We start from the raw sequence: 21,537 nt of genomic DNA, 5'->3' as shown, positions 1-21,537 counted from the left end.
GTGGCGCGTCGCTCCCTGATCGCCTGCCGAATGGCGTTTTGCTTAGGGGCTGCGGCTGGCGCTCTTATCCTGTTCGGCTTGGGGGCGAGTGTGGAGCCGGGCGCGGCGCGAACCTTATCCATGGGCGACATGCTCGAATCATTTCCCGACTCGGTACGCCAGTGTCTACGGGGCAGGTCGCCGTTAGCATGCCGATGTCGCTGGCAGGTAAATGAGCGACAGGTGCGTTGCGCACAATCGCGGCAAAGACAGGGCCGGTGAGCGGCCTGCGTGCGCGAGAGAAACGACCATGTCGAACGACTTCCTCTATCCCGTCACTACCCAGACCTGGAGCAATGGCCGCCACGTGGTGCGTTGCGTCAAGGTCATCCAGGAAACATGGGATGTCCGCACCTTCTGCTTCATGGCCGACCAGCCGGTGCTGTTCTTCTTCAAGCCGGGGCAGTTCGTCACCCTGGAACTGGAGATCGACGGCCTGCCGGTGATGCGCTCCTACACCATTTCCAGCGCGCCCTCGGTGCCTTACAGTTTTTCCATCACCATCAAGCGGGTGCCGGGCGGCAAGGTTTCCAACTGGCTGCACGACAATCTCGCCGAAGGGCAGGAACTGGCGGTGCATGGCCCGGTGGGGTTGTTCAACGCCATCGACTTTCCGGCGGACAAGGTACTGTTTCTCAGCGGTGGGGTCGGCATCACCCCGGTCATGTCGATGGCCCGCTGGTTCTATGACACCAACGCCAACGTCGATATGGTCTTCGTGCACAGCGCGCGCTCGCCGAAGGACATCATCTATCACCGCGAGCTGGAGCACATGGCGGCGCGGATCAGCAACTTCAACTTGCATGTGATCTGCGAGAAGCACGGCCTGGGCGAGGCCTGGTCCGGCTACCGCGGATACCTCAACGAGTCCATGTTGCAACTGATGGCGCCGGACTATCTGCAACGGGAAATCTTCTGCTGTGGGCCTACGCCCTATATGGCGGCAGTCAAGCGGCTGCTCGAAGCCAAGGGCTTCGATATGAGCCGCTACCATGAGGAAGCCTTTGGCCCGGTGCCGGCGGAGGTGCGTCAGGATGTCCGGGAGCTTGCCGAGCAGGCCGCCGATGCGCCACGGGTGCCGGCGGCCGACCTCAATCAGGTGCAGTTCACCAGCACGGGCAAGAGCATTCAGGTCGGCCCAGGCGAAACCGTGCATGCGGCGGCGTCGAAACTCGGCCTGCATATCCCCAAGGCCTGCGGTATGGGCATCTGCGGTACCTGCAAGGTGCTCAAGACCGCCGGGGAAGTGGATATGGAACACAACGGCGGGATCACCGACGAAGACGTGGCCGAGGGGTACATCCTGTCCTGCTGCAGCGTACCGCGTAGCGATGTGAGCATCGATTACTGATATCGAGCCGTTGGCTAGAAAGTAGCCAACGGCCTGCAGGGCTTGCTGTTCGTGGGCTGCAGCCAGTGTCGAACAGCTTATCCACAGCCAGGCGCACAGTAATTGTGTGCAAGCCTTGCTGCTGATTCGTCTGTCATCCAATGCGATCCTGCCCTGCGTCACTGGGACACGCGCCGTTTGGCTGCGCTGCGCGGTGCAGGTATTGAACGAAAATGCAGCACACGCCTGCAGAAGCCACGGGCGTTGGAGGTGGTGGATTGCTGGACAGGTTATCCACAGCTGTATACACAGTTATTGTGTGTAAAACAGAGTGAGTCACTCCCGTGCAGGTGTTTTGAGTGATAAGTCAATCTTATGAAATCGTTCGATTTTTGATCGTTTCCCTACAGGCATGATGGATAAAGGCCTGCGGCCGAGTGACGACAGGTTATTCACAGCTTGATCCACGGACTTTGGGGAAAGGCAGCCGCAGGGTTATTCACCTGTAGCCAGCCCCGACGGTGCTTGCATGCTCTTGGTGAACGCTAGGCGCAGCGAAACACGCGTCGAACAAAAAATGATCAGTACGCTGCAGCCGCCGTATTCACTGGCCTGTAGCCTGTACTGAACACCTTATGCACAGGTAAGCGCACAGCTTCTGTGTGTAGATAACTCTCCAACCTTTTGAAATAGAACGTTTTTCGCTCAAATCGCTGAGACCCTTGTCTGGCAATGGCTGTAGGGGTTTACCTACAGTTTATCCACGTCATCGTCCACGGATTATGGGGACGGCTGTCCACAAGGCTTGGATGACACTTCCTGATAGCTGTGGACGAAATTGTCTCTGGCGGGAGTGATCAAAAAACAATCAGTCCGCTACAAGCCAAGTAATACCTGGTCTGTGAGTACATATGCACAGCTTGTGCAAAGGCTGCTGCACAGCGAGTGTGTGTAACCCTAAGCTCAACCTATTGAAATAGAACGTTTTTTGTACGAACCGCCAAAGGCGCCAAACTGTGTGGCCTGTAGCCCGTTGCCGACAGCTTATCCACAGCGTCGCCCACCTTATCTGGGGATTGTGTCATCGGTTATCCCCAGTCGCTGAAATGGGCGCTCGAGCCGACCCTTATCAGCTGTTATCGATGGCTCGGGTGTTGAGGTGGTGAGCTGCATGAGCTTGGCCCAGCTCTGGAAGGGATGAGATAAATTAAATTGTTACAGGTTCATGTATCCCAATATTCACGCGGGATCGCGCTGAAGTGCGCAAAAAGTTGCGCACTTCATACCTGCTACTTTCGTGCGCGATTTTCAAGGAAGGTTGTCGCTCTCTCCCCGTAGAGCACCACTCGGTAGTGCGGCACACATCCTTGACCTCACTCACTATTTGCAGGGATAGGCACCATGAGTGGAAAACCCGCTGCGCGTGTTACAGATCCAACAGCTTGTCCATTGCCAGGGCATGGCAACAACCCGATCGTCCAAGGCTCTCCCGATGTCATCTTCGATGGTCTGCCGGCGGCACGAGAGGGTGATGTTTCTGCCTGCGGCAGCTCCATTACGTCTGCTGTTTCGTCCACGGTATTCATCAACGGCAAGCCTGCCGCAACACTTGGCAGTGTTGGTGCGCACGGCAACGTGATCATCGGTGGTTCAGGCACGGTCATCATCGGTGACATGTTCGTACCCGCTCCGGTCTCTCCTGTTGCAGCACTTGTCAGTAGCAATGCGCTTTACTCAGGGCGCTTTCAACTCATTGACCAGGAAACAGGTAAGCCGGTCGTCGGGCGCAGAGTAAAAGTCTGGTCGAGTGATGGCTGGAGTTCGCTCGAGACGACAGATGCCGAAGGCATGACATCGTGGGTCAAGCGTGCTGCTTCGGAGTCCATCCATATCGATCTGGTGCAGGGAGGCGAAGCATGAGCGAGCAGCCTAGCCTTTCTCAGGGAGGTATGAGCCCCGACGGCAAGGTCAACCCTCTCGGCACCCTGGAGCCTAAGCTCGACCCACAGGACAAGAACGTGTTGTGTTCGGCGATCTGCTATTGCAGCACCACGCCCAACGTCAGTCAGAACGGCAAGAGTCTCAAGCAGGCCTGCGTGGCCCAGCGCCTGGGAGAGCTGGACGAAATTCTCCAGAGGCGCAGCCCGTACAAGCCCGAGGTCAGTTACGACATGACCAAGCATCCGCCGCAACCCATCCTCGACAGCCAGACCGGCAACAACCCCCATGGCTGGATTCCAGGTTGGATCAGTAAGTACTGGGATGAAGATCCGGAGCACCCACCGTTTAAACCTGGACGAGGCATGATTCGCCGGCCTGACGTGGTGATCGTCAAGGATCCCAACCTGCCGCCGACTCAGGACAATATCAAGCAGGTGGTAGAGATGAAGTTTCCGCCTGATCCGTCAAACCAAAACCAGGTAGATGCCTATGCAGCTATTGCAGGTGATGAGTGGAAGGTAGTCGAAATGAAACCCACCGATTGCGATTGTAGCCAGACGAATCAAGGTTCCAAGGTGCCGATTGAGGAGTTGGGATGGGCCGCTGCTATTGCTAGTGGTGTGATGTACATCCTGACACGTGGCCGCTCCCCGCGACCGATGATCCCCGCCTATTAGATCGGAGGAAATATTATGGAACCGGAATTCAACATGGCCGAGGAATTGGCCAAACAACCGAATCTATTGGAAATACCTGGCAACCTGTTAATGAAGGGTGGTCGCGAAGATTATATCGGTGCGATGCTTTGCCTGCGCGGTACGCTTTATTTCAAGGAGGCCCATACCCCCCTAGTGCGCGAGGCACTGTGCCAATGCTTCGACGAATTCAAGCGCTTGGCCGAGCCCCATCTCACCTGGCTGTGGCGTGAGGAGCCACCAGAAGGAAAGCCACTGACTGCGTACAGTGATGCAAAACCGTTGCGTGAAATACTATCCGGTATGGATGAGGATTACCCGCTGACGTTCTATTACACGAGTGGTCGCCGGGCGAATGATGCTAGTCCCTGGTTCTTCGAGATTTATGGCAAGTCTGCTTGGGAGGCTCGAATCGGACGAAATCTCAGCGTTCTGCAATTCTCAATTCCACTGTTGTATCAGGAGCAGAGCCCGATTAAGTTTCTGCAGCTATTTATCGACTTCTCGCGACGGCTGAACCCGGAACAAGGTTATGCGGGTCATGCCTACAACCTCTCAATAACCAAGCGGGACGATAATCAACCCACTGAAGCCTTTATGGCCGCACGTATGCCCGGGCTGGATGCAGGCACGGCGGCTTTATTGGCTAACCGCCCGCAGTTCAAACATCCCAAGATCAAAACCGTCAGTTGGCTGACCTTGCTCGACCAGGAACGCTTGGAGCTGGCAGGCGGCCTGGAGGCTCTGCGCGCCCAACTGCCATCCAGCCATTTCGCCTTCTACGATTATGGTAACGGTATCGTGATCCAGGCCGGCGCTTACCCCTACCTTGGCGGCGATGCTGAAGACCCCAAACCGGCTCCCTACGTGCTGCTGAACCATGTACTCAAGGGCATCCGCTACGAGACCGTAGGCTCGTTACACGGAGGTTCTCATGACGGCGAGTTGCGCCTGGTCGGCTGGTCGGCCGACCAGTGGCTCAAGCGCCTGGATGTGACGGAGAGTGAGGTACCCGCCTGGCGTGCCAAACTGCTGGCCAACGAACCTGCTCTGAGCGCAGCCAACACCTTGCCGGAGCGCTTGTGAGCGAGCGGCAGCGTTTTGCCCTGACTAATCAGGAAACCGGTTTGCCCATGGCCAATCATCAGGTGCGCCTGTATGCGGAGGATGGGTGGGAAGCCACGGTCACGTCCGATGAACATGGGCTGACGCCCTGGGTCGACTACCCGTTGCCGCTTTCCTGCCTTCCGCTAAATGGCCCGTCCGCCACTGCTCTGCGTACAGCGGCGCAGCTGGCAGATCAACTGATCGAGTGCTTTACGAGGCCAGATGGTCGCGTCGCGTCTCTCACCGGGCTACCAGCGCTGCCCGGCAACCTGCTGATGAAAGGTGGTCCCGAGGACTATATCGGCGCGGTGCTTTGCCTACGCGGTACGCTTTATTTCAAGGAGGCTCATACCCCTTTGGTGCGTGAGGCGCTGTGCCAATGCTTCGACGAGTTTAGGCACTTGGCCGAGCCGCACCTTACCTGGCTTTGGCGTGAAGAGCCCCCGCAAGGAAAACCACTGACAGCATACGGTGACGCCAAGTCGCTGCGCGAGATGATGGGGGCAATGGATGAAGACGATCATCTCAGCTTCTGCTACACCAGCGGCAAGCAATCTCGCGATGCCAGCGCCTGGGTTTTTGATGTTTATGGCAAGCGGGGCTGGCAGGCGAGGATTGGGCGTGATTTGAGTGTGTTGGAATTTTCCATACCGCTTCTTTACCAAGAGCAACAGCCGCTGGATTTTCTACGCCTTTTTCTGGGTTTTGCACGGCGGCTGAATCCAGAGCAGGGCTATGTTAGCTACGCTTTCAACCTTTCCCCCACAAGTCAGAGCAGTAACGAGCCGACTGAGGCATTTATGGCTGCACGTATGCCAGAGCTGGATGTAGGCACTGCAGCTTTGTTGGCTAACCGTCCGCAGTTCAAACAACCCAAGATCAAAACCATCAGTTGGTTGACGTTGCTCGATCAGGAGCGCTTGGATCTGGCAGGCGGCTTGGAGGCATTGCGTGCGCAACTGCCATCCAGCCATTTCGCCTTCTACGACTACGGTAACGGTGTAGTGATCCAGGCCGGCGCCTATCCGTACCTGGGTGGTGATGCCGAAGACCCGAAACCGGCCGCCTACGTGCTGCTGAACCATGTACTCAAGGGCATCCGCTACGAGACCGTAGGCTCGTTACACGGAGGCTCTCATGACGGGGAGTTGCGGCTGGTCGGCTGGTCGGCCGATCAGTGGCTCAAGCGCCTGGATGTGACGGAGAGCGAGATACCCGCCTGGCGCGCCAAACTGCTGGCCAACGAACCTGCTCTGAGCGCAGCCAACACCTTGCCGGAGCGCTTGTGAGCGAGCGCAGCGATGTTGGGATGCGCTCCAGAACCACCCCGGCGAACTGACGCAGGAAGTCGTCTCTTTAGCCGGCCATCACTTCGCGAATATCCGCTGCCAGTTGGCGGACGCGAGCCTCTTCGGTGTCCCAGGAGCACATGAAGCGGGCGCCGCCAGCACCGATAAAGGTGTAGAAGCGCCAGCCGCGGGCGGTCAGGGCGGCGATGGCGGGTTCGGACATCTGCAGGAACACGCCGTTGGCTTCCACCGGGAACATCAGGCTGACACCGGGCACGTCCTCCACCAGTTCGGCGAGCAGTTGCGCGCAGCGGTTGGCATGGTTGGCATAGCGCAGCCAGGCGTCGTTCTGCAGGATGCCGACCCAGGGCGCCGACAGGTAGCGCATCTTCGAGGCCAGTTGCCCGGCCTGCTTGCAGCGGTAGTCGAAGTCTTCGGCCAGGTCACGGTTGAAGAACAGGATCGCCTCGCCGACCGCCATGCCGTTCTTGGTGCCGCCGAAGCAGAGCACATCGACACCGGCTTTCCAGGTCAGCTCCGCGGGGCTGCAGTTGAGGAAGGCGCAGGCATTGGAGAAGCGCGCGCCGTCCATGTGCAAGTTCAGGCCGAGTTCGTCGCAGGTCTGGCTGATCGCCTGGATTTCCTCGGGGCGGTAGACGGTGCCGACTTCGGTAGCCTGGGTCAGGGTGACCACGCGAGGTTTCGGGTAATGGATGTCCTTGCGCTTGAGGGCGATCTCGCGGATCGAGGCCGGGGTCAGTTTGCCCTGCTCGGTGTGTGCGATGAGCAGTTTGGAGCCGTTGGAAAAGAATTCCGGCGCGCCGCATTCGTCGGTCTCGACGTGGGCGGTCTCCGAGCAGATCACGCTGTGGTAGCTCTGGCACAGCGCGGAAAGAGCCAGGGAGTTGGCGGCGGTGCCGTTGAAGGCGAAGAACACGTCGCAGTCGGTTTCGAACAGGCTTCGGAAATGGTCGGCGGCGCGGGCTGTCCATTCGTCATCGCCGTAGGCGCGCTGATGACCCTGGTTGGCCTCTGCCATGGCTTCCCAGGCCTCGGGGCAGATGCCAGAGTAGTTGTCGCTGGCGAATTGCTGGGCGTTGTCGGGCATTGGAAAATCCTTGTCTGCGTCGCCCCGTGCGGGCGTATGCCGCTACTTTAGCCCGCCTTGGGTATGCATAGAACTCGCTGGCGCGACATATTGTTCAGGGCATTCATTCTGAACTCACAGGCGCCGATGGGCTCACAAAGCAGAGAGTCGTATTCAAGGACTCGCCGATTCCAAGCTACAGGAGCCCACCATGAGCTACCGTCATCTGATCGCACTTTTCGCACCGCTCGCCTTCGCCCTACCGGCCGTGGCAGCCGAGCCCTGGTCACCAGAAGCCAAAGCGACCTTCGTTCAGGAGTGCGTGAAAGGCGCTCAGTCCGGCCACTCTCAGGAGAAACTCACCGCGTTCTGCGACTGCGCCGCGACCAAGGTCAGCGAGGAGTTCAGCGAGGCGGAAATGGCCGAGATGAGCCAGCAGGTTCCGCCGGATGCAGCGCTGCAACAGCGTCTGGTCACTGCCTCGAGCAGTTGCAACGCGCAATTGCAGTAGTCAGTGTCGTACGGACGGCGCAGGGTGCAGCCCTGCGCCGCCTTTTGATTTGCGCCGAGGCGCAGACAGCCTCTACCGTGCAGCTTCATCCCCCTGCGTGACGCATGCGCATGCCTCCAGCCCCATCTGCTTCCCTGCAAATGCCTTTTGGCCGTGACGCGGCCCTCGACCTGATCAAATGGCTGGCGCTGCTGACCATGCTGATCGATCACCTTCGCCATGTCTGGCCCTCCCTGTATTTTCTCTACGTGCCTGGCCGCCTGGCCTTTCCGCTGTTCTGTCTGGCGATCGCCGCCAATGTCGCACGGCCGAGAGTCGGCGCTTCGAGTGGCGTGTCCCTGAGCTATCTCGGCTGGTTGCTGCTGTTCTCGCTGCTGTCTGAGTGGCCTTACCGCATGCTGGTGCCTACGGCGGAATCGCTCAACGTGCTGCCGACCCTGGTGCTTGGCCTGCTGATCGCCAACGCCGTGCAGCGGCCGCAGCTCCAGGCCTGCTTGCTGGGTGCGGCTGCGCTGGTGATCGCCGTGTTTGGCCATGACTGGCTGATGTTCGGCTCCTTCGGAGCCGTGTTGCCCGCCGCCTTCCTGCTGGCGCTGCGCAAACCCTATATCGCTTGGTTGCTGCCGATGCTCTGCTGCCTGGCGGCCAACTACTGGGCACCGTTCTACCGCGACGCCGCTCGTGGCGACCCGTTCGCCTGGAGCGTGCTCGGCATCTGCCTGCTCGCCCCGCTGATCGGTCTCTTGCTGTTGCGTCAGCGCCCGCCGTTCCCGATACCGCCGGTACGGCGCTGGGCCTACCTGTTCTACCCCGCGCACTTTCTTGTCCTGGTGGCGCTGCGCAGCGTCTGACCGGCTTTCACGCATGCGTGATTGCGACACTCGCCCATGTCGCAAACGCAATCTCCCGTGGCGTGCATAGGCATCTGGTTCTCGAGGGCGAGTCATACCATCGCTGCAACAAGACTCATATCGAGCAACCGAGCCAGATGCGGCGCCTTCAGGCGCCTCGGGGAGATACGTGATGTTCAGCAAGCAAGACCGGATTCAGGGCTACGATGACGCACTGCTCAGCGCGATGAATGCAGAGGAGCGTCGTCAGGAACATCACATCGAACTGATCGCCTCGGAAAACTACACCAGCAAGCGGGTGATGGAGGCGCAGGGCAGCGGCCTGACCAACAAGTACGCCGAAGGCTATCCGGGCAAGCGCTACTACGGCGGTTGCGAGCATGTGGATAAAGTCGAGCAGTTGGCCATCGATCGCGCCAAGCAGCTGTTCGGTGCCGATTACGCCAACGTGCAGCCGCACTCCGGTTCGTCGGCCAACTCCGCCGTATACCTGGCGCTGCTGCAGGCCGGCGATACTATCCTCGGCATGAGCCTGGCCCATGGTGGTCACCTGACCCACGGCGCCAAGGTCAGCTCGTCCGGCAAGCTGTACAACGCCGTGCAGTACGGCATTGATACCGACACCGGGCTGATCGACTACGACGAAGTCGAGCGCCTGGCCATCGAGCACAAGCCGAAGATGGTCGTCGCCGGTTTCTCCGCCTACTCCAAGACCCTGGATTTCCCACGCTTTCGTGCCATCGCCGACAAGGTCGGCGCATACCTGTTCGTCGACATGGCCCACGTTGCCGGGCTGGTCGCGGCCGGTCTGTACCCGAATCCGATTCCCTTCGCCGATGTGGTCACCACCACCACCCACAAGACCCTGCGTGGGCCGCGTGGCGGGCTGATCCTTGCCAAGGCCAACGAAGAAATCGAGAAGAAACTCAACGCCGCGGTTTTCCCGGGCGCCCAGGGCGGCCCGCTGATGCATGTGATCGCCGGCAAGGCGGTGTGTTTCAAGGAAGCTCTGGAGCCGAGTTTCAAGGACTACCAGGCACAGGTGATCAAGAATGCCCAGGCCATGGCCGAGGTATTCATCGAGCGTGGTTTCGATGTGGTCTCCGGTGGTACCGACAACCACCTGTTCCTGCTCTCGCTGATCAAGCAGGGCATTACCGGCAAGGATGCCGACGCTGCTCTTGGCCGCGCCGGCATCACGGTGAACAAGAACGCCGTGCCCAACGATCCGCAATCGCCGTTCGTGACGTCCGGCCTGCGTATCGGTACCCCGGCGGTCACCACCCGCGGCTTCAAGGAAGTCCAGTGCCGTGAGCTGGCGGGCTGGATCAGCGACATCCTCGAGCACCTCGGCGACGCCGATGTCGAGGCCCAGGTGGCCGGGCTGGCTGCCGGGTTGTGTGCCGATTACCCGGTGTATCGCTAACGCATTGTCGTCACGTAGGGGCCACAGGCTTTGACATCGTAGGATGGGTGGAACCCATCGAAAACTGATGGGTTTCACCCATCCTACGGTTCAGGTGAGCTCCTACAAGCAAGCAGAATTCAGGAGTTCCCCATGCAGCGCTATTCCGGCTTCGGCCTGTTCAAGCATTCCTTCAGCCACCACGAGAACTGGCAGCGCATGTGGCGCAACCCGACGCCCAGGCCGGTCTACGATGTGGTCATCATCGGTGGTGGCGGTCACGGCCTGGCCACCGCCTATTACCTGGCCAAAGTGCATGGCATCAAGAATATCGCGGTGATCGAGAAGGGCTGGCTGGGCGGCGGTAACACCGCGCGCAACACCACCATCGTGCGCTCCAACTACCTGCTGGACGAGTCGTCGGCGCTGTACGAGCACGCCATGAAGTTGTGGGAAGGCCTGTCCCAGGATCTGAACTACAACGTGATGTTCTCCCAGCGCGGTTGCTACCACTTGTGCCATACCCTGCAGGACTTGCGTGACGCTGAACGTCTGGTGACCGCCAACATCCTCAACGGCATCCCCAACGAATTGCTCGACACCAAGCAGGTGGCCGAGGAAATCCCCTACCTGGATTGCAGCGCCAATACCCGTTATCCGGTGCTTGGCGCCTCGGTACAGCGTCGTGCCGGCAATGCCCGTCACGATGCCGTGGCCTGGGGCTACGCGCGCGCCGCCGATGCCCTGGGTGTGGATCTGATCCAGCAGACCGAAGTCACCGGCTTCCGCAAACAGGATGGTGCGGTGATCGGCGTGGAAACCAACAAGGGTTTCATCGGCGCCAAGCGCGTCGGCATGGTGGTGGCGGGCAACACCGGGCCGCTGGCACACAAGGCCGGCTTCAGGTTGCCGATCGAATCCCATCCGTTGCAGGCCCTGGTTTCCGAACCGATCAAGCCGATCATCGACAGCGTGATCATGTCCAACGCCGTGCACGGCTACATCAGCCAGTCGGACAAGGGCGACCTGGTCATCGGTGCCGGTATCGACGGCTGGGTCGGCTATGGCCAGCGCGGCTCCTACCCGATCATCGAGCACACCATCGAGGCCATCGTCGAGATGTTCCCGGTGCTCTCGCGGGTGCGCATGAACCGTCAGTGGGGCGGCATCGTCGACACCACGCCGGACGCCTGCCCGATCATCGGCAAGACACCGGTCAAGAACCTGTTCATCAACTGCGGTTGGGGAACCGGCGGCTTCAAGGCCACACCGGGCTCCGGCCATGTGTTCGCCGCGACCCTGGCCAAGGGCGAGCCCCATCCGTTGGCTGAACCGTTCTCCATCGAGCGCTTTCACACCGGCGCGCTAGTGGATGAACACGGCGCCGCGGCAGTCGCACATTGAAAGGTTGCGCGCAGCGCAACAACTGAATGTCCCTCTCCTTCTGGGAGAGGGTGCCCGAAGGGCGGGTGAGGGTTGTTCCAGGCGCCACGATTGGCCCAGGAGCCCCTCTCCCCAGCCCTCTCCCAGGGGGAGAGGGAGCGGAACGAGCCCTTCTCGACGATTCGAGCAGGTAACAAGATTCACCGGAGGCTCCAACCATGCTGCACATCTTCTGCCCGCACTGCGGCGAACTTCGCGCCGAAGAGGAACTCAGCCCGGCCGGCCAGGCCCACATCCCGCGGCCGCTGGATCCGGCTGCCTGCAGCGATGCCGAATGGGGCGAGTACATGTGGTTTCGCGACAACCCCCGTGGCCTGCGTCATGAGCTATGGCTGCATGCTGCCGGTTGCCGCAAGTATTTCAACGCCACCCGCCACACCGTCAGCTACCAGATTCTCGAGACCTACCGGATCGGCGAGAAACCCAGCGTGACCGAAGCAGTCGCCGAGCCAGCACCGCTCGCCCAAGGAGCCACGGCATGAGCCAGATCAATCGCCTCGCCAACGGCGGTCGCATCGACCGCAGTCAGCCGCTGAGCTTCACCTTCAACGGCCAGTCCTACAGCGGGTATGCGGGCGACACCCTGGCTGCCGCGTTGCTGGCCAATGGCGTCGATATCATCGGCCGCAGCTTCAAATACTCACGCCCGCGCGGCATCGTCGCCGCGGGTGCCGAGGAGCCGAACGCCGTGCTGCAGGTCGGCTCCCGCGAAGCCACTCAGGTACCGAACATCCGCGCTACCCAGCAGGCGCTCTATGCCGGCCTGGTGGCCGGCAGCACCAACGGCTGGCCGAGCGTGAACACCGACCTGATGGGCATTCTCGGCAAGGTCGGTGGCGGCATGATGCCGCCCGGTTTCTACTACAAGACCTTCATGTACCCGCAGAACATGTGGCTGACGTACGAGAAGTACATCCGCAAGGCCGCCGGGCTCGGCCGTGCGCCGAAAGAGAATGACGTGGACACCTACGATCACGTCAACCGGCACTGTGACGTGCTGGTGGTCGGCGCGGGCGCGGCTGGTCTGGCCGCGGCGCTGGCTGCCGCGCGCAGTGGTGCGCGGGTGATTCTCGCCGACGAGCAGGAAGAGTTCGGCGGCAGCCTGCTGGATACCCGTGAGCAACTCGACGGCCTGCCCGCTACCGAGTGGGTGAGCAAGGTGGTGGCCGAGCTGAAGACCTTCCCGGAAGTCGTCCTGCTGCCGCGTGCCACGGTCAACGGTTACCACGACCACAACTTCCTGACCATTCACGAGCGCTGCACCGATCACCTCGGCGACAGCGCGCCGCTTGGCGCATTCGCCCATCGTCCGGTCCGCCAGCGTCTGCACCGCGTACGTGCCAAGCGCGTGGTGCTGGCGGTCGGTGCCCACGAGCGCCCGCTGGTGTACGGCAACAACGATGTGCCGGGCAACATGCTGGCCGGGGCCGTTTCCACCTACGTGCGCCGTTATGGCGTGGCGCCCGGCAAGAAGCTGGTGCTCGCCACCACCAACGATTACGCCTACAAGACGGCCCTGGACTGGCTCGATGCCGGTCTCAAGGTGGTGGCCATCGCCGATGCGCGCAGCAACCCGCGCGGCAGTTGGGTCGAAGAGGCGCGCTCCCGGGGCGTACGCGTGCTGACCGGCAGCTCGGTGCTCGACGTCAAGGGTAGCAAGCGCGTGGAGGCCGCACGCATCGCCGCCATCGATCCGCAATCCTTCAAGGTCACCAGCCCCGGCGAGTGGCTGGAGTGCGATCTGATCGCCAGCTCCGGCGGCTATAGCCCGGTGGTGCACCTGGCGTCGCACCTGGGCGGTCGCCCGACCTGGCAGGAAGACATCCTCGCCTTCGTGCCCGGCGATGGCCTGGGCATGCAGGCACGGGTTTGCGCCGGTGCGGTGAATGGCGTGTTCAAGCTCGGTGATGTGCTGGCTGACGGTTTCGAAGCGGGCGCCAAGGCCGCGGCCGAGAGCGGCTTCGCAGCCGTCAGCGGTGAACTGCCGCGTGCCGAAAAGCGCGTCGAGGAAGCCTCCATCGGTCTTTATCAGGTGCCCCACGACAAGCCCACGGCGCGTGCTCCCAAGCAGTTCGTCGACCTGCAGAACGACGTCACCACCGCTGGCATCGAGTTGGCCGTGCGCGAGGGCTTCGAGTCGGTAGAACACGTCAAGCGCTACACCGCGCTGGGCTTTGGTACCGACCAGGGCAAGCTGGGCAATATCAATGGTCTGGCCATCGCTGCCCGCGCCCTTGGCGTGAGCATTCCGCAGATGGGCACCACGATGTTCCGCCCCAATTACACGCCGGTTTCCTTCGGTGCGGTAGCCGGGCGCAACGCCGGTGCGCTGTTCGAGCCCAAGCGCTACACCGCGCTGCAGGCCTGGCACGTCCGGCAGGGCGCCAAGTTCGAGGATGTCGGCCAGTGGAAGCGGCCGTGGTACTTCCCGCGTGGCGCCGAAGACCTGCATGCCGCCGTCGCCCGCGAGTGCAAGGCGGTGCGTGCCAGCGTCGGCCTGCTGGACGCCTCGACCCTCGGCAAGATCGACATCCAGGGCCCGGACGCCCGCGAGTTCCTCAACCGCGTCTACACCAACGCCTGGACCAAGCTCGACGTGGGCAAGGCGCGCTATGGCCTGATGTGCAAGGAAGACGGCATGGTCTTCGATGACGGCGTGACCGCCTGCCTTGCCGACAATCACTTCCTGATGACCACCACCACGGGCGGCGCCGCTCGGGTGCTGCAGTGGCTGGAGCTGTACCACCAGACCGAATGGCCGGAGCTGAAGGTGTACTTCACCTCGGTCACCGACCACTGGGCGACCCTGACCCTGTCCGGCCCCAACAGCCGCAAACTGCTGGCCGAGGTCACCGATATCGATCTGTCGCCGGAAGCCTTCCCGTTCATGACCTGGCAGGAAGGCTTGGTCGCCGGCGTGCCGGCCAGGGTGTTCCGCATCTCCTTCACCGGCGAGCTGAGCTACGAGGTGAACATCCAGGCCGACTACGCCATGGGCGTGCTGGAAAAGATCGCCGAAGCCGGCAAGCAATACGACCTGACCCCGTACGGCACCGAGACCATGCACGTGCTGCGTGCCGAGAAGGGCTTCATCATCGTTGGCCAGGACACCGACTCCACCGTCACTCCGGACGATCTCAACATGGGCTGGTGCGTCGGCCGCACCAAGCCGTTCTCGTGGATCGGCTGGCGCGGCATGAACCGCGAGGACACCCTCAAGGAAGACCGCAAGCAACTGGTCGGCCTCAAACCGGTGAACCTCAATGACGTGCTGCCCGAGGGCACCCAACTGGTATTCGACCCGAACCAGCCCAAGCCGATGAAGATGGCCGGCCACGTGACCTCCAGCTACATGAGCGCGACCCTGGGCCACGGTATCGCCCTGGCACTGGTCAAGGGCGGCATCAAGCGTATGGGCCAGAAGGTGTTCGCACCGACCCGCGACGGTCGGTTGATCGAAGCACAGATCGTCAGCTCGGTGTTCTACGACCCGAAAGGCGAACGGCAGAACGTGGTTTGAGCAGCGGCAAGCTCCAAGTTGCAAGCCGCAAGCAAGAGCGAAAGGGTGGCGTCCTCGAAGGCGTCTCCCACCTATGAAGGACTGACGACATGACAGCAGCAAACGTCTACCAGCAGCGTCCCGATGATTCCGGCGTAAAAGTCGAGTCGCCGCTGCACCATGCCGGCTTCAACGAGCTGGTCGGCAAGGGCAGAAGTGGTGCGGGCGTGACCCTGCGCGAGAAGAAGCTCCTGGGGCACCTGACCTTGCGTGGTGACGGCAAGGACGCGGCTTTCGCCGAAGGTGTGCACAAGGCCCTGGGGCTGGAACTGCCGGTGGCCCTGGGCCTGGTGGCCAAGGGCGACAGCTCGGTGCAGTGGATGAGTCCGGACGAGTTCCTGGTCATCGTGCCGCGTGGCGAGGAGCTCGCCACCGAGCAGAGGCTACGTGAGGCGCTGGATGGCCAGCACATTCAGGTGGTCAACGTCAGCGGCGGGCAGACCCTCCTCGAACTGAGCGGCCCGAACGTGCGCGACGTGTTGATGAAATCCACCAGCTACGACGTTCATCCCAGCCAGTTCCCGGTGGGCAAGGCGGTCGGCAGCAACTTCGCCAAGACCCAGTTGTATATCCGCCATACCGGCGAAGACACCTGGGAACTGCTGGTGCGCCGCAGCTTCGCCGATTACATCTGGGCCTGGCTGCAGGACGCCAGCGGCGAGTATGGTCTGGCGGTCGAGGCCTAGGCTCTCGTTTCGGTGAATGGCAGGATCAAGGCGCAAGCGGACGGTCGTATGGGTGCAACCCATCGGCAATTGATGGGTTTCACCCATCCTACGGGCTGCAGGATCAAGGCGTAAGCAGACGTAGGGTGGATCGGGCCGCGTAGGCAAGCGTCGTCCACCCTTGTATCTCGACTACAGCCTTTCAGTGAGGCTATGGTTCCCGACTGATCATCGGGGGAGGAGCTGCAAGCCGTGTCCACCCTTAAGCCTTGAGCTTGCAACGTAGATTGCGCTGCGCCCCTCCACACTCATCCGCTAAGTCCGAACGGTATCCAGAGCTTCGAGCTCGCATCAGCAAGGTTGGACGGATGCAGTGACGATCAGCAACCCAAAGGAGGAGATGATGAGTACTGTTGTTGGCATCGACGTCGCCAAGCACACCTTCGATATCGCCACGCTTCAGGCCAATGGCAAACACCGCACCAAAGCCAAGCTGGCCAACGACCCAAAGGGGTTTGAAGTGCTGCTGCAATGGCTGAACAAACACGCTGAGGCGCAGGCCTGGATCGTGATGGAAGCGACCGGCATTTACCATGAGGCCTTGGCTGAATGGTTGTATGAGCGCGGTTATCAGGTCTGCGTGCTGAACCCGGCTCAGATCGCGTTTTACGCCCGCAGTCAGCTGCAGAGAGTAAAGACCGACAAGGTCGACGCCAAGCTAATTGCCGATTATGGCCATCGGCATCAGAAAGAACTGCGCGCCTGGAAACCGGAACAGCCTTCGATCAAACGCCTCAAAGCGCTGACACATCGCCTCAAGGATCTGCAGGAACTGGAGCAGATGGAACAGAATCGTCTGGACGTGACGAGCGATGCCAAGGTAGCCGCGTCGATCCAGTCGGTACTGGGGCATATTCGTCAGCAGATTGCTGACACACTCAAGGCGATCAAGCAGCACTTCGATGACAACGATGATCTGAGAGGGCAACGCGATCTGCTCAAGAGTATCGATGGCATTGCCGACAGAACAGCGGCGTTACTGCTGGCGGAGCTGGGTGATATACGGCGCTTCGACGACAGCCGAGCCGTCACCGCATTTGCCGGTTTGAATCCAAGGCTGCAGGAGTCGGGCAAGCACAAAGGGCATGTGCGTATATCGCGGATGGGGTCTGCATTACTGCGCGGCGGACTTTACCTGCCGGCGGTTACCTCCCTGACTTACAATTCAGCGATCCGGGCAATGGCCGAGCGACTGCGAGCAAAAGGCAAGACCGGCAAACAGATCGTCTGCGCGGCCATGCGCAAGCTGCTATGCATCGCTTACGGGGTGCTCAAATCCGGCCAACCCTTTAACCCGCAACTCGCTATTGCGAGGTGAGGGTTAAGACGGTATCTACGAACCAGCCGTTCGAGCATGAAACTGAGCAAGCCCAAAGAACCCTCACTCCCGGCCCCTCTCCCGGGGGGAGAGGGGTGAACATCATCGGAGTTTGTTATGAGCCGCACCCCCGACACCTGGATTCTTACCGCCCACTGCCCGAGCCTGCTTGGCACGGTGGATGTGGTCACCCGTTACCTGTTCGAACAGGGCTGCTACGTCACCGAACACCACAGCTTCGATGACCGGCTGGCCAGCCGATTTTTCATCCGCGTCGAATTTCGTGCCCAGGCCGATTTCGATGAATCGGCCTTCCTCGCCGGCCTCGGCGAGCGCACCGCGCCGTTCGATATGCACACCGAGCTGACGTCGCCGGGCTATCGCGCCAAGGTAGTGATCATGGTCTCCAAGGCCGATCACTGCCTCAACGATCTGCTCTACCGTCAGCGCACCGGGCAGTTGCCGATGGACATCACCGCCATCGTCTCCAACCATCCGGATCTCAAGCCGCTGGCCGACTGGCACGGCATCCCGTATCACCACTTCCCCCTCGATCCCAACGACAAACCGGCGCAAGAGCGCAGGGTGATGCAGGTGGTCGAGGAAACCGGCGCCGAGCTGGTGGTGCTCGCCCGCTACATGCAGGTACTGTCCGCCGACCTGTGCCGCAAACTCGACGGCCGGGCGATCAACATCCATCACTCGCTGTTGCCCGGCTTCAAGGGCGCCAAGCCCTATCACCAGGCTTACCAGAAGGGCGTGAAGCTGGTCGGTGCCACGGCGCACTTCATCAATAACGATCTCGACGAAGGCCCGATCATCACCCAGGGCGTGGAAAGCGTCGATCACGCGCACTACCCCGAGGATCTGGTCGCCAAGGGCCGTGATATCGAGTGCCTGACCCTGGCCCGTGCCGTCGGTTATTTCCTCGAGCGCCGGGTGTTCCTCAACGCCAACCGCACCGTGGTGCTGTAGCGCCAACGACATCCTGGCGGCTGTATCTGCCGCACATGGAACGTCGACTGTCGGTTCTGCGCCCACGCAACCGACAGCCGCTGGCTACTCTCCCCAGACCTGCGTTCGACGATCGATCGTCGATACGCCGATTCGGCACGCCTCCTGCCAGTTTTCGGCGCGTGCCGATACAGACGCTTCAACGCTCCGCTACAAGGCCTGCGCGACAGCCGTCGCGTCTTTGTATCCACAAGAAGAAAGGAGAGACATATGTCTGGTAATCGCGGTGTCGTCTATCTCGGCACAGGCAAGGTCGAAGTACAGAAGATCGACTACCCGAAAATGCAGGATCCGCGTGGTCGCAAGATCGAACACGGTGTCATCCTCAAGGTGGTCTCCACCAATATCTGCGGTTCCGACCAGCATATGGTGCGTGGCCGTACCACCGCCCAGGTCGGCCTGGTGCTCGGCCACGAGATCACCGGTGAAGTGATCGAGAAAGGCAGCGATGTCGAGAACCTGAAGATCGGCGACCTGGTGTCCGTGCCCTTCAACGTCGCCTGCGGCCGCTGCCGCTCCTGCAAGGAACAGCACACCGGCGTCTGCCTGACCGTCAACCCGGCGCGTGCCGGTGGTGCCTATGGCTACGTGGATATGGGCGACTGGACGGGCGGCCAGGCCGAATACGTGCTGGTACCTTACGCCGACTTCAACCTGCTGAAACTGCCGGATCGCGACAAGGCCATGGAGAAGATTCGCGACCTGACCTGCCTCTCCGACATTCTGCCGACCGGTTACCACGGTGCCGTCACGGCCGGCGTCGGCCCTGGCAGCACCGTCTATGTGGCGGGTGCCGGCCCGGTTGGCCTGGCGGCAGCGGCTTCGGCTCGGCTGCTCGGCGCGGCGGTGGTCATCATCGGTGACGTCAATCCGGTGCGCCTGGCACACGCCAAGGCACAGGGGTTCGAAATCGCCGACCTGTCCAAGGACACGCCGCTGCACGAGCAGATCGCCGACCTGCTCGGTGAACCGGAAGTGGATTGCGCCGTCGATGCGGTGGGCTTCGAGGCCCGGGGGCATGGCCATGCCGGCGCTCAGCACGAGGCACCTGCCACGGTTCTCAACTCGTTGATGGGCGTGGTACGGGTAGCCGGCAAGATCGGCATCCCCGGCCTCTACGTCACCGAAGACCCGGGCGCGGTGGACGCGGCGGCGAAGATCGGCAGCCTGAGCATCCGCTTCGGTCTCGGCTGGGCCAAGTCGCACAGCTTCCACACTGGCCAGACCCCGGTGATGAAGTACAACCGCGCGCTGATGCAGGCGATCATGTGGGATCGCATCAACATCGCCGAGGTGGTCGGCGTGCAGGTCATCAGCCTGGACGATGCACCACGCGGTTACGGCGAGTTCGATGCCGGCGTGCCGAAGAAATTCGTCATCGACCCGCACAAGACCTTCAGCGCGGCGTGAAGCCAGCCGGGAGCGGGGCCAGCCGGCTCCGCTTCCAGGTTTCGGAAGCGGCTATGGCGTTGCTCAGGTGTGTGGGAGCCGCGCCCCCGCGGCGATGGGTGGTCGCACCGCGAATCCCGTTGTATGGCTGCCATCGCATCGCCCCGAGGTCGGGGCTCCTACGCGTGCGATACTGCATCGTTGCCATGGCCCTGGCCTCGATGCGGCCAAGACGTATGGATTCCCCCCTGACAATATGCATTTGCCACTGGAGACCGGCATGTCCTTCGACCGACGCATTTCCCTGATCACCCTTGGCGTCGACGACGTTCAAGCCAGCGCGGCGTTTTACCAGAGACTGGGCTGGAAACGCTCCTCGGCCTCCCAGGAGCAGATCGTTTTCATCAAGCTCAAGGGACTCGTGCTGACGCTGTTCGCCCGGGATGAACTGGCCCGGGACGCGAACATCGACGAGCAACCGGGCAAGCCGGCCTTTTCCGGCGTGACCCTGGCGCACAACCTGGAAAGCCCGGAGGCGGTGGACGCCGCCATGGCCCACGCCATCGCCTGCGGAGGCACACTGCTCAAGGCACCGGAGAAGGTCTTCTGGGGTGGCTACTCCGGTTATTTCGCCGACCCCGATGGACATGTGTGGGAGTTGGCCCACAACCCCTTCGCGCCGCTGGACGAGTCGGGGCACATGATCCTGCCCGATTGAACACGGCGCACCGCGATGGCGCGTGCCGTACTTGGCTGGCCGGGGAACGGAACTTGCATTGCCTAGGGTCTGTTGACGTTTCAGCACGACCGCGCCGGAGCCCGTTTTGCCGCGAGGCAAGGCACGAGACGTGAAGTTTGGTCGTTCCAAATGAGCGTCGAGAAACGCAGCATTCGCGGCAACGTCAACAGACCCTAGCACCCTTCAGGCTGTATTCGGAGCATCCCCATGCGCCACCTCGATACCGATGCCCTGGCCGCTTTCGTCGCGGTCATCGACCACGGCGGCTTCACGGCGGCAGGTGAGCACATCGGCAAGACCCAGGCCGCCGTGAGCCTGATGATCTCGCGCCTGGAAGATCGCCTGGGCAAGCGGCTGGTCGAACGCTCGCGGCGTGGTGTCAGCCTGACCCGTGCCGGTGAGCTGCTGATCGGCTATGCACGGCGCATCCGCGAGCTGGAGGACGAGGCGCTGTTCGCGCTGGGAGAAAGCGAGGCGACACGTATTCGGGTGGGCATGCCCGACGATTACCTGGAAAGCATCGGCTCGCTGCTGCTGCGCGATTACCCGCTACGGCAGGCCGATGCCCAGGTCGAGGTAATCTGTGACTTCTCCTACCGCCTGGAGCAGATGCTGCAGGATGGCACCCTGGACATGGCCATCATTTCCCGGGAGAAGGATCGCCCCATCGGAGTGCTGCTCAAGCGCGAGGCCCTGCTCTGGTGCACGCATCCGGACAGGCGACCGGAACTGCTCTCGCCCTTGCCGCTGGTGCTGTTTCCCGAGGGCTGCCGGGCGCGGCCCAAGGCCATCGCGGCCCTCGATCGGGCCGGGTGCCAGTGGCGTATCGTCTGTACCTCATCACATATCCAGGGCGTGCAGGCCGCCATCCGCATGGGCGAAGCGCTGACCGTGCTGCCCGCCACGGCCGTCCCCGCCGACTGGCGCATTCTCGGCCCCGAAGAGGGCCTGCCCGCCCTCGCCAGCCAGGAGCTCGCCCTGGTCATGCCGAGTGGCGCGCGCCTGGCCGTGCGCCGCCTGGCGCACTTCATCGAGCAGAAATTCGACGCCGATAGCTGCCAGGCCGCCATCGCCTGAGCGCTCTATCTAACGCGA

18 protein-coding genes are annotated in these 21,537 nt (G+C 61.7%); 17 read left to right on the top strand and 1 reads right to left on the bottom strand.

Annotation, left to right across the window (positions count from 1 at the left end):
- The first annotated feature begins 289 nt into the window (after nucleotides 1-289).
- The 5 genes from gbcB (at nucleotide 290) to DNK06_RS01190 (ending at nucleotide 6,401) form a co-directional block, all read left to right on the top strand.
- On the top strand, nucleotides 290-1,390 hold the full coding sequence (gene gbcB, locus DNK06_RS01210; RefSeq protein WP_131178220.1) for a glycine-betaine demethylase subunit GbcB: 1,101 nt from the start codon (nucleotides 290-292) through the stop codon (nucleotides 1,388-1,390).
- 1,380 nt (nucleotides 1,391-2,770) lie between these two features.
- Entirely contained in the window at nucleotides 2,771-3,289 is a 519-nt protein-coding gene (locus tag DNK06_RS01205) for a PAAR domain-containing protein (RefSeq protein ID WP_131178219.1), read from the top strand.
- A complete protein-coding gene (locus DNK06_RS01200) occupies nucleotides 3,286-3,987 on the top strand; it encodes a VRR-NUC domain-containing protein (RefSeq protein ID WP_131178218.1) in 702 nt (233 codons plus the stop codon). The genes DNK06_RS01205 and DNK06_RS01200 overlap by 4 nt, the downstream gene beginning before the upstream one ends.
- Nucleotides 3,988-4,002: 15 nt before the next feature.
- Nucleotides 4,003-5,091, top strand: coding sequence for a DUF3396 domain-containing protein (locus DNK06_RS01195; RefSeq protein ID WP_131178217.1), 1,089 nt, complete (start codon nucleotides 4,003-4,005; stop codon nucleotides 5,089-5,091).
- The gene (locus tag DNK06_RS01190) at nucleotides 5,088-6,401 is read left to right on the top strand and encodes a DUF3396 domain-containing protein (RefSeq protein ID WP_242674647.1); all 1,314 of its coding nucleotides are present in this window, start codon (nucleotides 5,088-5,090) and stop codon (nucleotides 6,399-6,401) included. Before DNK06_RS01195 ends, DNK06_RS01190 begins: the two co-directional genes overlap by 4 nt.
- A 67-nt stretch (nucleotides 6,402-6,468) precedes the next feature.
- Here DNK06_RS01190 and DNK06_RS01185 read toward each other — a convergent pair whose 3' ends face one another.
- Complete coding sequence (locus DNK06_RS01185; RefSeq protein ID WP_131178216.1) at nucleotides 6,469-7,509, bottom strand: threonine aldolase family protein; 1,041 nt, start codon at nucleotides 7,507-7,509, stop codon at nucleotides 6,469-6,471.
- Nucleotides 7,510-7,699: 190 nt separating this feature from the next.
- On the opposite strand from DNK06_RS01185, the gene DNK06_RS01180 reads away from it, so the two are divergent.
- The 12 genes from DNK06_RS01180 (at nucleotide 7,700) to DNK06_RS01125 (ending at nucleotide 21,519) form a co-directional block, all read left to right on the top strand.
- Nucleotides 7,700-7,999 (top strand): hypothetical protein, encoded by a 300-nt coding sequence (locus DNK06_RS01180; RefSeq protein ID WP_131178215.1) that lies wholly within the window; start codon nucleotides 7,700-7,702, stop codon nucleotides 7,997-7,999.
- Nucleotides 8,000-8,109: 110 nt separating this feature from the next.
- Nucleotides 8,110-8,850, top strand: a complete 741-nt coding sequence (locus DNK06_RS01175) for a TraX family protein (protein WP_242674646.1) — start codon at nucleotides 8,110-8,112, stop codon at nucleotides 8,848-8,850.
- A gap of 172 nt (nucleotides 8,851-9,022) precedes the next feature.
- On the top strand, nucleotides 9,023-10,276 hold the full coding sequence (glyA, locus tag DNK06_RS01170) for a serine hydroxymethyltransferase (RefSeq protein WP_131178214.1): 1,254 nt from the start codon (nucleotides 9,023-9,025) through the stop codon (nucleotides 10,274-10,276).
- Between the two features lie 132 nt (nucleotides 10,277-10,408).
- A complete protein-coding gene (locus DNK06_RS01165; RefSeq protein ID WP_131178213.1) occupies nucleotides 10,409-11,659 on the top strand; it encodes a sarcosine oxidase subunit beta family protein in 1,251 nt (416 codons plus the stop codon).
- 197 nt (nucleotides 11,660-11,856) lie between these two features.
- The gene (locus DNK06_RS01160; protein WP_131178212.1) at nucleotides 11,857-12,180 is read left to right on the top strand and encodes a sarcosine oxidase subunit delta; all 324 of its coding nucleotides are present in this window, start codon (nucleotides 11,857-11,859) and stop codon (nucleotides 12,178-12,180) included.
- Entirely contained in the window at nucleotides 12,177-15,218 is a 3,042-nt protein-coding gene (locus tag DNK06_RS01155) for a sarcosine oxidase subunit alpha (protein WP_131178211.1), read from the top strand. Before DNK06_RS01160 ends, DNK06_RS01155 begins: the two co-directional genes overlap by 4 nt.
- An 89-nt stretch (nucleotides 15,219-15,307) precedes the next feature.
- Nucleotides 15,308-15,943 (top strand): sarcosine oxidase subunit gamma, encoded by a 636-nt coding sequence (locus tag DNK06_RS01150; RefSeq protein WP_131178210.1) that lies wholly within the window; start codon nucleotides 15,308-15,310, stop codon nucleotides 15,941-15,943.
- Between the two features lie 382 nt (nucleotides 15,944-16,325).
- Complete coding sequence (locus DNK06_RS01145; protein WP_131178209.1) at nucleotides 16,326-17,300, top strand: IS110 family RNA-guided transposase; 975 nt, start codon at nucleotides 16,326-16,328, stop codon at nucleotides 17,298-17,300.
- A 117-nt stretch (nucleotides 17,301-17,417) separates the two neighbouring features.
- On the top strand, nucleotides 17,418-18,275 hold the full coding sequence (gene purU, locus DNK06_RS01140; protein ID WP_131178208.1) for a formyltetrahydrofolate deformylase: 858 nt from the start codon (nucleotides 17,418-17,420) through the stop codon (nucleotides 18,273-18,275).
- 249 nt (nucleotides 18,276-18,524) lie between these two features.
- A complete protein-coding gene (fdhA, locus tag DNK06_RS01135; protein WP_131178207.1) occupies nucleotides 18,525-19,724 on the top strand; it encodes a formaldehyde dehydrogenase, glutathione-independent in 1,200 nt (399 codons plus the stop codon).
- A 259-nt stretch (nucleotides 19,725-19,983) separates the two neighbouring features.
- Entirely contained in the window at nucleotides 19,984-20,421 is a 438-nt protein-coding gene (locus tag DNK06_RS01130; protein ID WP_131178206.1) for a VOC family protein, read from the top strand.
- Nucleotides 20,422-20,649: 228 nt separating this feature from the next.
- Complete coding sequence (locus DNK06_RS01125; protein WP_131178205.1) at nucleotides 20,650-21,519, top strand: LysR substrate-binding domain-containing protein; 870 nt, start codon at nucleotides 20,650-20,652, stop codon at nucleotides 21,517-21,519.
- Nucleotides 21,520-21,537 lie beyond the last annotated feature (18 nt).

This window comes from Phytopseudomonas daroniae (genome assembly GCF_004327285.1).
Taxonomy (GTDB): domain Bacteria; phylum Pseudomonadota; class Gammaproteobacteria; order Pseudomonadales; family Pseudomonadaceae; genus Aquipseudomonas; species Aquipseudomonas daroniae.
This window is presented reverse-complemented; position numbering and strand designations above follow the sequence as displayed.